The following is a 15689-nucleotide window of genomic DNA, read 5'->3' on the forward strand; positions in this document are numbered from 1 at the left end:
TGGCATAGCTATTCGCTATGCCATTTTTTTGTTTGCTCAATACCTCTCATACCTTGTTTCAGGTATAATTTTCATAATTAAGTTACGTAATAAATTAGGTTGTCATGGCAGAACCACGTTTTATCCACCTTCGTGTTCATAGTGATTATTCGATGATTGACGGTTTGGCGAAAGTAAAGCCTATCGTTAAAAAGGCATCAGAACTTGGTATGCCTGCACTCGCAATGACAGACTTTACTAACCTATGTGGTTTAGTGAAGTTTTACTTTGCTGCTCATGATGCCGGAATCAAGCCAATTATCGGTGCTGATTTCAAAGTACAGTCTACTGAAATGGGCGATGAGCTATTTGAACTCACCATTCTTGCTGCCAATAATGAAGGTTATAAAAATCTTACTTTATTGATTTCTGAAGCCTACCAACGTGGTCATGTACAGCACCTGCCTGTTATTGATAAAGAGTGGCTCGTGAATCATCGTGAAGGACTTATTATCCTATCCGGTGGTAAAAATGGTGATGTGGGTAAAGCTTTATTAAAAGGCAACCAGAAAATGGTTGATGGCTTAGTTGCTTTTTATCAAACCCATTTCCCAGATAGTTACTATTTGGAATTAGTACGCACAGGGCGTGCAGATGAAGAAGCATACCTTCACTTTGCGATTGAGCTGGCAGAAAAAGCCGATTTACCCGTTGTCGCTACTAATGATGTTCGTTTACTCACTGCCGATCAGTTTGACGCACATGAAATTCGCGTTGCCATTCATGACGGCTATACCCTTGTCGATCCCAACCGCCCGAAACTTTATAGCGCACAGCAGTATCTTCGTAGTGAAGAAGAAATGTGCGAGTTATTTGCTGATATCCCAGAAGCACTACAAAACTCAGTTGAAATCGCAAAGCGTTGTAACGTGACCGTTCGATTAGGTGAGTATTTCTTACCTAATTTCCCTACGGGTGATATGACAATTGAGGACTTCTTGATTGCTAAATCTAAAGAAGGACTCGAAGAACGTTTAGAATTTTTATTTCCCGATCCAGAAGTGCGTGCTGCTCGTCGTCCTGAATATGATGAGCGTTTAGATATCGAATTAAAAGTTGTTAACCAAATGGGATTCCCTGGTTACTTCTTGATCGTAATGGAATTCATTCAGTGGTCGAAAGATAACGATGTACCAGTAGGCCCAGGCCGTGGTTCAGGTGCGGGCTCATTGGTTGCTTATGCGCTGAAAATCACCGATCTAGATCCGCTGGAGTTTGACTTACTTTTCGAGCGATTCTTGAACCCTGAACGTGTTTCCATGCCCGATTTTGATATCGATTTCTGTATGGATAAGCGTGATTTGGTTATCGATCACGTGGCTGAAATGTATGGTCGTGATGCGGTATCACAGATTATTACGTTCGGTACTATGGCTGCGAAAGCAGTTATTCGAGATGTTGGTCGTGTGCTAGGTCACCCGTATGGTTTTGTTGATCGCATTTCAAAGTTAGTACCAGCAGAGCCAGGGATGACACTCGCTAAAGCATTTGATGCCGAACCTCAATTAGGTCAAGCCTATGATGCGGATGAAGAAGTCCGCGACTTGATTGATATGTGTCGCATTCTTGAAGGGGTAACGCGTAACGCAGGTAAACACGCAGGTGGTGTGGTTATCTCGCCAACAACCATCACCGACTTTGCTCCCTTATATTGTGATGCTGAGGGTAATAACCCTGTTACTCAGTTTGATAAAAATGATGTAGAAACTGCAGGCTTGGTTAAGTTTGACTTTTTAGGTCTACGTACATTAACCATTATTGACTGGGCATTGGCGCTAATTAACCCTCGCTTGATTGAGCAAGGTAAAGAGCCTGTCAACATTGCTGCGATTCCAATGGATGATCCTAAATCTTTTGCGATGTTACAACGCTCGGAATCAACTGCGGTATTCCAGCTCGAATCCCGTGGTATGAAAGATCTGATCAAACGTCTTCAACCCGACTGTTTTGAAGATATGATCGCACTGGTGGCACTATTTCGTCCCGGTCCGCTCCAATCAGGCATGGTAGATAACTTTATTGACCGTAAGCACGGCCGAGAAGCGGTGTCTTATCCTGATGAAAAATGGCAGCACGAGTCATTAAAAGAAATTCTTGATCCGACATACGGCATTATCTTGTACCAAGAGCAGGTAATGCAGATCGCGCAGGTGCTGGCGGGTTATACCCTTGGCGGTGCGGATATGCTTCGCCGTGCGATGGGTAAGAAAAAGCCTGAGGAAATGGCGAAACAGCGAGCCGTATTTGAAGAAGGCTCGATAAAAAATGGCGTTGATGGCGAGCTATCAATGAAAATCTTTGACTTGGTAGAGAAATTTGCCGGTTATGGATTTAACAAATCGCACTCAGCCGCCTATGCATTGGTGTCTTACCAAACCTTATGGTTAAAAGCACATTATCCTGCCGAGTTTATGGCAGCGGTAATGACAGCCGACATGGATAATACGGACAAGATCATTAGCTTGGTTGACGAATGTCACCGTATGAAGCTAAAGCTGCTGCCGCCGGATGTTAATAAAGGTTTATATCGTTTTAATGTTGATGAAGACGGTGCCGTTGTTTACGGTATCGGTGCGGTAAAAGGGGTCGGTGAAGGCCCGATTGAAAATATTATTAGTGCCCGTGAAAAAGGTGGTCACTTTAAAGATTTATTTGATTTCTGTGCCCGTATTGATACTAAAAAAGTCAATAAACGCGTTTTAGAGAAACTGATTAAGTCGGGTGCGATGGATCGTTTAGGTCCTAATCGTGCTGCGATGCTGGCAACCTTAGATGATGCGATAAAAGCGGCGAGTCAGCACCACCAAGCCGAAGCCTTTGGTCAAGCCGACATGTTTGGTGTATTAACGGCGGCACCAGAAGAAGTTGAGAATAAGTATGCTAATATCCCTGAAGCACCAGATAAAGTCTGGTTGGAAGGGGAGCGTGAAACATTAGGTTTATACCTAACAGGTCACCCTATAAATGCATATCTCTCTGAATTAAAACATTACACCACATGGCGTTTAAAAGATGCGCAGCAAACAGGACGTGATAAGGTAGCGACTGTTGCTGGGCTTGTTATTGCTGCCCGTGTAATGACAACCAAACGTGGTACCAGAATTGGTTTAATGACGCTTGATGATCGTTCAGGTCGAATGGAAGTCATGCTATTCTCTGATGCCTTAGATCGCTATGTTGATCTGCTTGAAAAAGATAAAATTGTGGTGGTATCAGGACAGGTCAGCTTTGATGATTTCAATGGTGGCCTTAGAATGTCTGCACGTGAAGTGCTCGATATATCAGAAGCGAGAGAAAAACATCTCCGTGGTCTTGCTATATCTGTAACAGAACAGCAGATTGATGAGCAATTTTTTGCCCGTTTCAGCCAAGTGTTGGAACCACACAGAGCAGGTACTGTGCCTGTTAATGTGTACTATCAGCGCTCGAATGCCCGTGCCAAACTCACTTTAGGAACAGAATGGCGAATAACGCCAGCCGATCAATTAATATCGGATCTAAAAACACTCCTAGGTGATAAGCAGGTCGAGCTTGAGTTTAATTAAATGCGCTTAATGTTTATGATAGGGTAGTTAAGTCCCTATCATCATCATAAGCAAAAGGATTTTAAGTGGTATGAGCCTGAACTTCCTCGAGTTTGAACAACCGATTGCAGAGCTAGAAGCAAAAATTGAAGCATTACGTGATGTATCTCGTCGTGATGAGTCTAATTCGGTTGATCTAGAAAAAGAAATTGAGCAACTAGAAAAGAAAAGCCTAGAGCTTACCAAGAAAATCTTTGGTGATCTTGGTGCATGGCAGGTTGCGCAACTCGCACGCCATCCTCAGCGCCCATATACTTTTGATTATGTCGAGCACATGTTCGAAGAGTTTGATGAATTGGCAGGCGATCGCGCGTTTGCTGATGATAAAGCGTTAGTCGGTGGTATTGCCCGCATTGATGGTCGTCCTGTTATGGTGATTGGTCATCAAAAAGGCCGTGGTACGACTGAGAAGGTGAAGCGTAACTTTGGCATGCCTAAGCCAGAAGGTTACCGTAAAGCATTACGTTTAATGAAAATGGCAGAGCGCTTTAATATGCCTGTGATCACCTTCATTGATACAGCTGGTGCATATCCTGGTGTCGGTGCTGAAGAACGTGGTCAATCAGAAGCTATCGCGATGAACCTAAAAGTTATGGCTGGCTTGAAAGTGCCTGTTATCTGTAATGTGGTTGGTGAAGGCGGCTCTGGTGGCGCATTAGCGATTGGTGTGGGTGATTGCGTTAATATGCTGCAATATTCAACCTACTCTGTTATTTCACCTGAAGGTTGTGCATCAATCTTATGGCGTGATTCAGACAAAGCACCGCAAGCGGCTGAAGCAATGGGTATGACAGCTCCTCGCTTAAAAGAGTTGGAGCTGATTGATAACATCATTGAAGAGCCACTGGGTGGCGCTCACCGTAATGTGTTACTAATGGCAAATACATTAAAAGCACAACTTAAGGCAACATTGGCTGAACTGGATGAATTAGATACTGAGACGTTACTTGAACGTCGTTATCAGCGTCTAATGAGTTATGGTTACTGCTAAAAAGTTGGTGTAACGTTTAGTAAAAGGTCAGCAATTAAGCTGGCCTTTTTTGTTTTTCCCATTTAGTGCTTTGATAGGCTGCGATAGACTATAGTTTTCTCTTAATGTTGAAAGATATCATGTTGTATTCTGCTTTTTGTCGTCAATTATTGACTCATCTCCCTGCAAGTAAACGGTTTGTTCTTGCCTTCAGTGGTGGGCTCGATTCTCGTGTATTGCTTGATTTAATGGCGCGATTTATTACACAAAATCCAGAATATAGCTGTCATGCCGTTTATGTACATCATGGATTAAGCACTAATGCTGATATATGGGCTGATAAGTGTGTGGTTTGGGCTAAAAGTGCAGGCATTAGCTGTGATGTTGAACGTGTAAAAGTGCTAACAGGAAACCGAATTAGCCTTGAGCAAGCTGCACGAGAAGCGCGGTATAACATTTTAGCGCAACACGTCAACATGGGTGACATGCTATTAACCGCTCAACATAGTGACGATCAGATTGAAACTTTTCTATTGGCATTAAAGCGAGGGAGTGGCCCTGCTGGATTAGCTGCTATGCCAATGATACTCCCTTTTGCTAAAGGGATGCATTTAAGACCATTACTCAATATTACTCGTGCTGATATTGAGCAATACGGATTGGAGCATAAACTTTCTTGGGTTGAAGATGAAAGCAATCAAGATGAGCGTTATGATCGCAATTTTATTCGCCATCAAATAACGCCTCGACTAGTTGAACGTTGGCCAAGTATTCATAAATCAGTCGCAAGAAGTAGCGCGTTGTGCGGTGAGCAAGAAGCATTGTTAGCTGAGTTATTAGCAACACAACTTGCTCAAGCAATCCAAGCTGATGGTAGCTTACTGCTTGCTTCAGATGTGAGCCAACGTGTCGGTATGGCGTTAATTCGTCAATGGGTAAAAAAACAATCAGTCTTAATGCCATCATTAGCACAGCTTGAACAGATTTGGTTTAACGTAGTACAGGCAAAAGAAGATGCGAATCCCAAACTGTGTTGGGCAAATGTTGAAGTGCGTCGCTATCAAAAGAAGTTATATTTACTGTTGCAATGGGATGATATTAGCCAGTGGCAAAACAATATTGATTTAGATTCTCCTTGCCTGTTACCGCAAAATTTAGGGTCGCTGGTTTTAAACCAAGAGGGTGCTTATCCTTTATTAAGACAGCCAGAATCAGATGAGATTATAACTGTGCGTTTTCACTATCAAGGTGACGCTATAAAGCCTGTTGGGCGATGTGGCAGCAGAAAATTAAAAAAACTATATCAAGAATATAATGTACCAAGTTGGTTACGCAGCCGTACGCCTCTTATCTTTTATGGCGATAAACTTGCTGCTGTAGTGGGGTATTTTGTCGTCTCTGAGTTTTCTGGTCATGATATTACGATTGATCTTAATTCTTAAAAAAGACAAATAGGTCATTACTTTCCTAGCAAGTTCGAACACTCTATCTTTCATCGTAATATTATTATTTACTTTGCACCGTGAGATATTTATATGTTGGATCACCGTAATACATTATTTATTACGGTGTTTTTTATGCTTTTAAATCATGTTTCATGAAGAGGGATATATAGCTAATTTTTATTATGTTGTTTTTTTAGCCTGCTTAGTAACTTTTTATTGCGATAAAATACAAAAGGTATTAGTGTACTAGTCTACTGATACGATAGTTAAAAAGGGAAAGAAATGAGCAAACCATCGACACTTGGCGGAGCGTGTATTATTGCAAGCGTTTGTGTAGGCGCAGGCATGTTAGGTTTACCGAGTGCTGGGGCGGGTGCATGGACATTCTGGAGCGTTATTGCAATATCTTTAACCATGGTTATGATGACATTATCAGGCTGGTTATTATTAGAAGCGCTTAAGCATTATGATTTTAAAGTGTCTTTTAATACCATTACAAAAGATGTACTTAATACTAAAATTAATATTATCAATAATCTGTCATTATACTTTGTTGGTGGTATTTTGCTTTATGCCTATATTTCATCATCAGGTATGATTTTTAGTAATATATTAGGCATCGACAGTAAGTTAGCTTCTATTTTATTTGTCGCAATCAGTTCGACCTTTGTTCTGCACTCAACGCGTGCGGTTGATCGTATTTCTATTTTACTGATTGTTTTTATGTTGGTGAGCTTTTTAATTGGAATTTCAGGACTAGCGACACATATCAAAGTTCCTGTTTTACTTGATACGACTCACTTACATGCTAGCTATTCTCCTTATGCGTTAGCACTATTACCCGTTGCATTAACTTCTTTTGGTTACCACCATTCGGTCAGTACAATGCGCGACTATTACCGTGATGAATATCAAGCTAAAAATGCGATTTTAGGTGGCACGTTAATCGCGTTAGGTTTCTACTTAGTGTGGGTCATTTGTATTTTTGGTAACTTACCTCGTGACGCATTCGGTCCTGTGGTTTCTGCTGGTGGCGGGATAGATGCTTTAGCGCAAGCACTTGATAGCGTGATTGACTCAAACAGTATCAAACAAGCAATCCGTATTTTTTCAATTGCTGCTGTTGTTTCTTCGTTTATCGGTGTTGGTCTGGGTGTCTTTGATTATTTAGCTGATTTATTTGGCTTTGAAGATTCAAAACAAGGACGCTTGAAGACGTGGGCGATTACCTTCTTACCACCCTTGATCCTTTCATTATTTGCACCACTGGGCTTCTTATCTGCGATTGGTTTAGCAGGCGCTGCTGCAACGATTTGGGCGTGTATTATTCCGGCCTTATTGGCTAAAAAGACTCGTCAATGCAAAGAAAAGAAAGATGGGTTTGTTGTACCTGGCGGTAATGTGACGGTATACGTTGTGATTGGCTTTGGTGTGGTGACCGCAATATTCCATATTATGGCGATGGCGAATTTACTGCCGATCTTTAAAGGCTAATATAGGTTTAACCCATAAATAAAAACGGAAGCTTTAAGCTTCCGTTTTTTGTTTAGCGAAATTGTTTTGCTTCTGGTAAGTATTCAAACCCAGCACTTGCAAGTTTATCGATCAGCTTTTGGCGGTCAATATCGTAGAATTTAACGAGTTCATCGAGATCTTGGAAATCATCACGGATCTTCATGTTTACAATACTCATTAACATGATGGGATCCATGCTTTCAAATTTAGATAAATCCATTATTTGTCCTCATGATCACTGATTAATAAGTTCGCAGCAGCAAAGGCTGCACGCTCACGGACTTCAAGCGGTAAATTAGTATCTTCGGCAATATCATTGAAGGTTTTAATTGCACAGGTAATAGCCGCAGGAATATAACCTTGATCTCCACTACCTATTTGCGCGTAAGTTGCTCGGATAAGCTCACAGCATTGATAAATTTGCATCATTCACCCTTTCTAGAAAGTATTCGAAGAGAATGTAGGGTTCGCTTCGAATATACTCACTATTAACGTGGATCATCATAGCGTTAAATAAAACAAAAACGTAGGATTTATGGTGATTAGCGCAACGAGATGATTATTTATTACGCTTGTGATGATAAAGCTTACGATCAGCACGTTCGATCAAAGACAGCATAGAATCGCCTTGATTGAAGGTCGCAGTGCCATAGGAAAATCCAATATTTAAGATCCCCAAGATTGGGCTTTGTTGAATATATTGGTTGATCCGTGACGCTACTTTTATTTCAGAACGAGCACTAGCAGGTTGTAGCAAGATAATAAACTCATCACCTCCGATGCGATAACAACGATCTGAGGTGCGCGTTGCAAACTTCAATGCATTAGCAAAATCTTTAATAACTTTGTCTCCATCAAGGTGACCAAAGTTATCATTCACTTGTTTAAAATTATCTAAGTCACAAATAAACAGTACCAACTCCACATCTCGTTTTTCGCTCATTGCAATAGCATGATGAATATCTTGCTCAAAACACATTCGATTACACAGCCCTGAAAGTTTATCTTTCAGTGCCATGTGTTTTACTTTTTGATATTCAATCGCATTAAATAGAGGGCCAGCAAATAAACGGTGGTAGGTATGTAATAAGCTTATTTCGTCGTCATCTAATGGATAAAGAGTGGAATAATGAAGTGAGCCTAAAGAGTTATCACCAAAGCGTAAAGCAAAGCTGTTTTGATGAGGGGTCGATTGTCCTTGGCGGATCAATGTTGTGGTTTCATCAAGGGTCCAGATTAAACGAGAGATATCAATTTGTTTATCTAGCTCCCTACAGAGAGGTTGAAATAACGCTTGGATCTCCAGTTTCCCTTGAAGCTTTTGCAGGATCAACAGACGTTGATCCGCAGCTAAAGGTTTTTGCTTTAGCTTAGGGGAAGGTGAGGAATGAGATCGATTAAATAAAGCGTGTTCCATTACGACAAGATCAATAACTATTTGATTTGTCACTATAGGGCATATTTTGAGCAGATCAATGATAACGGCAAGATTGTAACGGATATTTACTGTTACATAAAAAAATGGGAGTGAGTAAAATGTTTTTTAAAATAAAGAATAGAAAAAAAGCTGCCATAACGACAGCTTTTTCAATGTGTTATTAACTTTTTACTTAAGCCATTTTTTGCTTAAGAAACGCAACAACATCATTTACAGCAACGGCTTCTTTGATACCTGTGCGACGGTTTTTATATTCCATCTCACCGTTTTCAAGGCTACGGTTACCAATAACGATAGTATGTGGAATACCTAGTAGTTCGTGATCTGCAAACATTACACCAGGGCGTTCTTTACGATCATCAAACAGTACTTCAATACCAGCAGCAGTTAGATCGGCATATAGCTTCTCTGCCGCTTCTTTTACTTCTTCTGATTTCGCCATGTTCATAGGAACAATAGAAACGTGGAATGGTGCAAGAGCATCTGGCCAGATAATACCGTTTTCGTCATGGTTCTGTTCGATAGCTGATGCCACAACACGTGATACACCAATACCGTAACAACCCATTTCTAGAATAGTGTTTTTACCGTTAGCATCTAGCACGCCACAGTTCATTTTCTCAGAATAAGCATTACCTAATTGGAAGATGTGACCCACTTCGATACCACGCTTAAGCATCAGTGTACCTTGGCCACATGGGCTAGGATCCCCTTCAACTACATTGCGTAGATCTTCAACGCGACCTAGTTCAACGTCGCGACCCCAGTTGATACCAACATGGTGTTTACCATCGATATTTGCACCAGCGGCAAAGTCACTCATTACAGCGACAGTTCGGTCAATAATAACAGGTAGCTCTAATCCAACAGGACCTAGTGAACCAGGACCGGCATTAACGAACTGACGAATTTCTTCTTCAGTTGCCATTTCCAGTGGAGAAGCCACCCAATCTAGGTTTTCTGCTTTTATTTCGTTTAATTCGTGATCGCCACGAACTAATAGCGCTACGATAGGCGCATCGATCTCATCAGAAGCTTTAACAAATAGCGTCTTGATTGTTTTCTCGATAGCAATACCGTGTTGCTCAACTAACTCATCGATAGTTTTCGCATTTGGTGTATCGATAACAGAAAGCTCAATTGTTGGTTCAGCACGATCGTGAGCAGGGGCTAGTGCTTCTGCTTTTTCGATGTTTGCTGCATAGTCAGATTCAGTTGAGAATGCAATTAAGTCTTCGCCGCTTTCTGCTAATACGTGGAACTCTTGAGAGCCATTACCACCGATCGCGCCAGAGTCAGCCCATACAGGACGGTACTCAAGGCCCATGCGATCGAATGCTTTACAGTAAGCATCGTGCATTGCATCGTAAGACTTTTGTAGACCTTCTTTGTCAATGTCAAAGCTGTAAGCATCCATCATGCAGAATTCACGTGCACGCATTACACCGAAACGAGGACGACGCTCGTCACGGAATTTAGTTTGGATTTGGTACAGGTTCAACGGAAGTTGCTTGTAAGAGCTTACTTCGTTGCGTACTAGGCTTGTGATCACTTCTTCTGCTGTTGGGCTAAGCACAAACGGACGAGTATGGCGGTCAGTAAAGCGAAGTAGTTCAGGGCCCATTTTCTCAGAGCGACCTGTTTCTTCCCATAGTTCAAACGGCTGAACAACGGGCATCAAGGTTTCGATTGCGCCTGCATTGTCGATTTCTTGGCGAACGATGTTTTCGACCTTACGCAGTACACGCAGACCTGTAGGTAGCCAGGTGTATAGACCTGAAGCCAGCTTACGGATCATACCTGCACGTAGCATTAGCTGGTGGCTAATAACTTCTGCGTCGTTTGGAGTCTCCTTCAGAGTAGAAAGAAGATAGTTACTGGTACGCATTGATGGTATCCGTTGATTAATTAAATTAAAAAAGAAGGAATAAATCCTGCCCGTCAGTGATCTGACGATAGCCGAATATATTACCAGCCTACACGTTATTCGCCAAAGAGAACTGTATAAGATCTGCTATTGATTAACTTTCTCGATCTGATTAACGGTTATTTGTTGTTCAGTCACGGAGAAGTGAACATTAAAATCAAACAAATGTACTGCATATTGTTTGAGATCGGGTTTACCTTTCTTATAAGCAGGGCGAGGATCTTGGGATAATACTTCGCTGATCACCGCTTGATAATAGGCTTTGTTTTTTGATGGTAGTTGGTTGAGTGCTATTTCGCTAAAACACACTGGCATTAGATCCGGTGGGCTTGAAGCAAAGCCGCCTTGTGCTTGGGATAAACTATCGGAATAAGGGATATAAGGCTTTATATCAACAATTGGGGTTCCATTAACGAGATCGACACCACCGAGTTCAATGATCACATTGCCGTTTTCATGACGAACCCCTTTTAATTCGACCGCAGACATACCAATCCCATTTGGGCGGAATGTGGCACGGCTGGCAAACACACCAATACGTTCATTACCACCCAATCGAGGCGGTCTAACAGTTGGGCGCCATCCGGCTTCTAAATTTTGATCAAATAAAAATAATAACCACAAATGACTAAATTGCTCTAGGCCTCTTACCGCTTCCATTGAATTTGCAGTACCTTGTAAAACAATTTCAGAACGCGCACTCGGCACCAATCCTGGCTGCCGAGGAACAGCAAACTTTTCTTTATAAGGGGAGTGGATAATGCCGATAGGTTCGATGTTATAAGACATGGAATGAAGCCAACTAGAAGTCAAAAGAGCTGAGAATATAGCATAAAAAAGGGTAGGTGCTGAGACCTACCCGATAAGTACATGGTTAGTAGAAAGTAGGGGTTACCAACCTTTTACAACACCACCATTAAAGATATTTTTTGCAGAGTTATATACATCTTCAGATTGGTACGCTTGAACAAATTTCTTCACATTCTCAGCATCAACATTGTCTTTACGAGAAACGATAAGATTCACATACGGTGATTCTTTATCTTCTACAAACACACCGTCACGCTCAGGCGTTAAGTTAATGCTACTTGCGTAAGTTGTGTTAATAACAGCAAGTGCCACATCATCTAAAGAGCGAGGGAGTTGTGCCGCTTCCAGCTCTACAATCTTTAAGTTTTTCGGGTTTTCTACAATATCTAATACTGTTGCAGTTAAACCAGAACCGTCTTTTAGTTTAATTAGGCCTTGCTGTTGAAGTAGTAGCAATGAACGACCAAGGTTGGTTGGATCGTTTGGTACTGCCACTTTATCGCCATCTTTTAGTTCATCAACAGATTTAATTGAGTTTGAGTAACCTGCGATTGGGTAAACAAAAGTATTTCCCGCTACCGCAAACTTATAACCACGATCCTTAATTTGTTGATCAAGATATGGCTTGTGTTGGAAAGCATTTGCATCAATAGAGCCTTCTTCTAATGCCGCATTCGGTGATACGTAATCGGTAAATGAGACCAACTCGACATCTAAGCCGTATTTTTCCTTAGCCTGCTTCGCGGCAACTTCTGCCACTTGCTCTTCGGCTCCTGCCATGACGCCAATTTTTACTTTATTGTTATCAACAACAGCTTCTTTTTCACTACAGCCAGTTAGTGATAGTGCTGCAGCAACACCTGCAAGAGCAAAAACATGTTTTAGATTAAACGCCATACAATTTCTCCTTAAAATGGGGTTTTCCTTAAAGTGTTTGATTATCGATGATCAAAACGTTTAACGAGGTAATCACCAACAGATTGAATAATTTGTACCAGTATTATTAGAACAACTACGGTGATAGCCATGACTGTGCCATCAAAACGTTGGTAACCGTAACGAATACCCACATCACCTAAACCGCCACCACCTACAGTACCCGCCATCGCGGAATAACTGACTAGGGTAACAAGAGTGATCGTTACCGCATTGATGATGCCTGGTAATGCTTCTGGTAATAATACTTTTTGAATAATTTGGAGTGGGGTGGCTCCCATAGATTGCGCTGCTTCAACTAAGCCCGATGGGATCTCTAATAGTGCCCCTTCAACTAAACGAGCAATAAAAGGGATGGCACCAACAGCAAGAGGAACTATCGCAGCAGCAGTACCAATTGAACTACCGACAACAAAGCGGGTAAATGGAATGATCGCAACCAGTAGAATAATAAAAGGGATTGATCGCCCAATATTAACGATGATGCCAAGAATATTATTAACGGTAGTATTCTCTAACAAACCATTTTTTTTCGTTAAATGAAGGATGACACCCAAAGGAATACCAATAACAAAACCAATCAGTCCAGACACGAACACCATGATTAATGTTTGTCCTAATGCTTCAATCAGTAAATCAATCAGGCGGGTATTTTGTTGCCACCATAGGGTTAAATCATTAAGCGACATAGCCAAGCACCTCAACATTCACTTTATTTTGACGTAGAAAATTGACAGCATTCTCAACAGAGCTTTGATCACCGAAAAACTCTGCCAACATCAGTCCAAATTTTACTCCTCCCGCATAATCCATATCTGAACTAAGAATGCTGATATCTAAGCCAAACTTACGTGTTACTTGGCTGATCAGTGGTGCATCAACAGAAGCACCGGTGAACTCTAAACGAATAAGAGGGTATGAGTTTTCAACTTGAGTTTGCGTCATGCGAGCTTGGTAGTCTGCTGGTATCGACAAATCCAAGGTTGAGCGAATAAAGTCTTTGGCTAATTCGGTTTTTGGATGTGAGAAAATATCACCGACTGATCCTTGTTCTACTAATTTACCGTCACCAATAATCGCCACCTCACTACAGATACGTTTTACTACATCCATTTCATGGGTAATAAGCAAAATAGTTAGGTCTAGCTTTCGATTAATTTCTTGCAGTAGCTCAAGTATCGAATGTGTGGTGGCAGGATCTAATGCGCTGGTGGCTTCATCACAGAGTAAAACTTTTGGATCAGAGGCTAACGCACGAGCGATAGCGACACGCTGCTTTTGTCCACCACTTAAATTTGCTGGGTAGCTTAAGTGTTTGTCCTCAAGACCGACTAAAGCTAGTAACTCAGTCACTTTTGTTTTTATTGCCGTTTTATTGGTATTGGCTAACTCAAGAGGCAAAGCAACATTATCAAAAACTGTGCGAGATGAAAGTAGATTAAAATGTTGGAAAATCATACCTATTTTGCGACGAGCCAAAGTGAGCTTTTGGTTCGACAGAGTAGTAAGATCAATACCATCGACAATCACTTGACCATTAGAAGGGCGTTCTAACAAATTAACGCAGCGAATGAGGGTACTTTTCCCTGCACCGGATGAGCCAATAACACCAAAGATAGTACCTTGCTTAATAGTAAGGTTTATATCGCTTAATGCGTTTATAGCCTTATCACCTTGATAGAAGACTTTATTGAGTTGCTTTATTTCTATCATTGAACGTCCTGCTCCTAGATAAAACTATTGTATGATCTTGAAAAACTATTGTATAAATTTATGGTTATTTGTTTTATTAGGGTTAAATAAGTAATCAACCTGAAATCATGATGCTATGTGCTATCATAAAAACTGTCAATAGCTATTTTTACGGCTAGACGTCCAAACGGCTATGTTGTGAGCATTAATCAATAACGAGTACTTTTCATAATTAACTCGTGCCATAATCTAAAAAATTTATGATTTAAGAGGGCTATTCTTTTGGCCAAACCAGCAGTCTTTATTGACCGTGATGGCGTGATTAATGTTGATCACGGCTATGTACATACCGTTGATGATTTCGAATACATTGAAGGTGTATTTGAGGCATGTAAAAAATTCAAAGAGATGGGTTATCTACTCGTATTGGTGACTAACCAATCAGGTATCGCTCGCGGTATGTTTAGCGAAGATGAATTTACTTCATTAACAGAGTGGATGGATTGGAACTTTGTAGATAATGGTGTTGAGTTCGACGGTATTTACTATTGCCCGCACCACGCAACAAAAGGGCAAGGTGATTACTTGCAAGATTGTGATTGCCGTAAACCAAAACCAGGTATGTTTATTTCAGCTCGCGATTTCTTAAAAATTGACATGTCACAATCTGTAATGATTGGTGATAAAGCTGATGATATGAAAGCGGCGACTGCTGCTGATGTTGCTTTAAAGGTACTCGTACGTACAGGTAAGCCAATCACTGAAGAAGGTGAGTCGATGGCGAATGTGGTACTTGATAGTATTGCTGATGTACCAGAGTGGTTGGCTAAACAATAGAAGTAGAATGCCATTGCTGATTAGTAATAGTAGAAATCAATGAATATAAACAAAGCAGCGAATCTTACGCTGCTTTGTTGTTTTTAAATGATTGGTAGTGTTATTACGTAAAAAACGATCGAACAAATGCTTTTTTGATTAAAATTCACCCAAACGATCTCGGCCTAATAAAAAAAGCCCAAAAAACTATTGTCAGCTAAAAAAATCTCCCTATAATGCGACCTCACTGACACGGAGCAAGCCACTGGCTAGCAACGAAATCAGTATTGTTCTTTAACAATTTGACCATGCAATCTGTGTGGGCACTCGTTGAAACGTTAAGTCGAAAGATTTATCAATGATACTAGTGACCAAAACGATAGAAATATCGGCACAGTCAATTCAAATATCCTAACTAGCTTCTAGTTAGCGGTATTTTAACAGTATTCATTGAGCCGGTCGAAAGACCAACAAAACTTTAATTGAAGAGTTTGATCATGGCTCAGATTGAACGCTG

Annotated in this window: 13 protein-coding genes; 5 read left to right on the forward strand and 8 right to left on the reverse strand. The window is 41.0% G+C overall.

What is annotated here, in order from left to right:
• Positions 1–104: 104 nt before the first annotated feature.
• From dnaE to CTN01_RS19265, 4 genes are all read left to right on the forward strand, one after another.
• Positions 105–3584: a DNA polymerase III subunit alpha gene (gene dnaE, locus CTN01_RS19250; RefSeq protein WP_045150405.1), complete on the forward strand. Its 3480-nt coding sequence runs from the start codon at positions 105–107 to the stop codon at positions 3582–3584.
• A gap of 70 nt (positions 3585–3654) precedes the next feature.
• Positions 3655–4614, forward strand: a complete 960-nt coding sequence (gene accA / locus CTN01_RS19255; protein WP_005371685.1) for an acetyl-CoA carboxylase carboxyl transferase subunit alpha — start codon at positions 3655–3657, stop codon at positions 4612–4614.
• A gap of 104 nt (positions 4615–4718) precedes the next feature.
• Positions 4719–6035 carry a tRNA lysidine(34) synthetase TilS gene (gene tilS / locus CTN01_RS19260; RefSeq protein WP_080896244.1) on the forward strand — a complete coding sequence of 439 codons (1317 nt, stop codon included), beginning with the start codon at positions 4719–4721 and terminating at the stop codon, positions 6033–6035.
• A 285-nt stretch (positions 6036–6320) separates the two neighbouring features.
• Positions 6321–7532 carry an aromatic amino acid transport family protein gene (locus CTN01_RS19265; protein WP_045084910.1) on the forward strand — a complete coding sequence of 404 codons (1212 nt, stop codon included), beginning with the start codon at positions 6321–6323 and terminating at the stop codon, positions 7530–7532.
• A gap of 52 nt (positions 7533–7584) precedes the next feature.
• Here CTN01_RS19265 and CTN01_RS19270 read toward each other — a convergent pair whose 3' ends face one another.
• The 8 genes from CTN01_RS19270 to metN all read right to left on the reverse strand — a co-directional run bounded on the left by CTN01_RS19270 (position 7585) and on the right by metN (position 14377).
• Positions 7585–7773, reverse strand: coding sequence for a DUF4250 domain-containing protein (locus tag CTN01_RS19270; protein WP_006647119.1), 189 nt, complete (start codon positions 7771–7773; stop codon positions 7585–7587).
• Complete coding sequence (locus CTN01_RS19275; RefSeq protein WP_045084908.1) at positions 7773–7979, reverse strand: YaeP family protein; 207 nt, start codon at positions 7977–7979, stop codon at positions 7773–7775. Before CTN01_RS19275 ends, CTN01_RS19270 begins: the two co-directional genes overlap by 1 nt.
• 133 nt (positions 7980–8112) lie before the next feature.
• On the reverse strand, positions 8113–8970 hold the full coding sequence (locus CTN01_RS19280; RefSeq protein ID WP_045129138.1) for a GGDEF domain-containing protein: 858 nt from the start codon (positions 8968–8970) through the stop codon (positions 8113–8115).
• Positions 8971–9163: 193 nt separating this feature from the next.
• The gene (locus CTN01_RS19285) at positions 9164–10879 is read right to left on the reverse strand and encodes a proline--tRNA ligase (protein WP_045150404.1); all 1716 of its coding nucleotides are present in this window, start codon (positions 10877–10879) and stop codon (positions 9164–9166) included.
• A 126-nt stretch (positions 10880–11005) separates the two neighbouring features.
• Positions 11006–11707 carry a tRNA (N6-threonylcarbamoyladenosine(37)-N6)-methyltransferase TrmO gene (tsaA, locus tag CTN01_RS19290; protein ID WP_045129136.1) on the reverse strand — a complete coding sequence of 234 codons (702 nt, stop codon included), beginning with the start codon at positions 11705–11707 and terminating at the stop codon, positions 11006–11008.
• A gap of 102 nt (positions 11708–11809) precedes the next feature.
• Positions 11810–12625, reverse strand: coding sequence for a MetQ/NlpA family lipoprotein (locus CTN01_RS19295; RefSeq protein ID WP_045129135.1), 816 nt, complete (start codon positions 12623–12625; stop codon positions 11810–11812).
• 41 nt (positions 12626–12666) lie between these two features.
• A complete protein-coding gene (locus tag CTN01_RS19300) occupies positions 12667–13353 on the reverse strand; it encodes a methionine ABC transporter permease (RefSeq protein WP_045150403.1) in 687 nt (228 codons plus the stop codon).
• Complete coding sequence (gene metN / locus CTN01_RS19305; protein ID WP_045129133.1) at positions 13343–14377, reverse strand: methionine ABC transporter ATP-binding protein MetN; 1035 nt, start codon at positions 14375–14377, stop codon at positions 13343–13345. Before metN ends, CTN01_RS19300 begins: the two co-directional genes overlap by 11 nt.
• Before the next feature lie 261 nt (positions 14378–14638).
• Here metN and gmhB point away from each other — a divergent pair, with 261 nt between their 5' ends.
• Entirely contained in the window at positions 14639–15193 is a 555-nt protein-coding gene (gene gmhB, locus CTN01_RS19310) for a D-glycero-beta-D-manno-heptose 1,7-bisphosphate 7-phosphatase (protein ID WP_045129132.1), read from the forward strand.
• Positions 15194–15689: the final 496 nt, after the last annotated feature.

The organism is Photobacterium angustum (assembly GCF_003026365.1).
Classification (GTDB): Bacteria; Pseudomonadota; Gammaproteobacteria; order Enterobacterales; family Vibrionaceae; genus Photobacterium; species Photobacterium angustum.

Excerpts from the sequence above, each read along its gene's own strand:
- dnaE (WP_045150405.1), top strand. The coding sequence starts at position 105 with ATGGCAGAACCACGTTTTATCCACCTTCGTGTTCATAGTGATTATTCG.
- accA (WP_005371685.1), top strand. The coding sequence starts at position 3,655 with ATGAGCCTGAACTTCCTCGAGTTTGAACAACCGATTGCAGAGCTAGAA.
- tilS (WP_080896244.1), top strand. The coding sequence starts at position 4,719 with ATGTTGAAAGATATCATGTTGTATTCTGCTTTTTGTCGTCAATTATTG.
- CTN01_RS19265 (WP_045084910.1), top strand. The coding sequence starts at position 6,321 with ATGAGCAAACCATCGACACTTGGCGGAGCGTGTATTATTGCAAGCGTT.
- CTN01_RS19270 (WP_006647119.1), bottom strand. The coding sequence starts at position 7,773 with ATGGATTTATCTAAATTTGAAAGCATGGATCCCATCATGTTAATGAGT.
- CTN01_RS19275 (WP_045084908.1), bottom strand. The coding sequence starts at position 7,979 with ATGCAAATTTATCAATGCTGTGAGCTTATCCGAGCAACTTACGCGCAA.
- CTN01_RS19280 (WP_045129138.1), bottom strand. The coding sequence starts at position 8,970 with ATGGAACACGCTTTATTTAATCGATCTCATTCCTCACCTTCCCCTAAG.
- CTN01_RS19285 (WP_045150404.1), bottom strand. The coding sequence starts at position 10,879 with ATGCGTACCAGTAACTATCTTCTTTCTACTCTGAAGGAGACTCCAAAC.
- tsaA (WP_045129136.1), bottom strand. The coding sequence starts at position 11,707 with ATGTCTTATAACATCGAACCTATCGGCATTATCCACTCCCCTTATAAA.
- CTN01_RS19295 (WP_045129135.1), bottom strand. The coding sequence starts at position 12,625 with ATGGCGTTTAATCTAAAACATGTTTTTGCTCTTGCAGGTGTTGCTGCA.
- CTN01_RS19300 (WP_045150403.1), bottom strand. The coding sequence starts at position 13,353 with ATGTCGCTTAATGATTTAACCCTATGGTGGCAACAAAATACCCGCCTG.
- metN (WP_045129133.1), bottom strand. The coding sequence starts at position 14,377 with ATGATAGAAATAAAGCAACTCAATAAAGTCTTCTATCAAGGTGATAAG.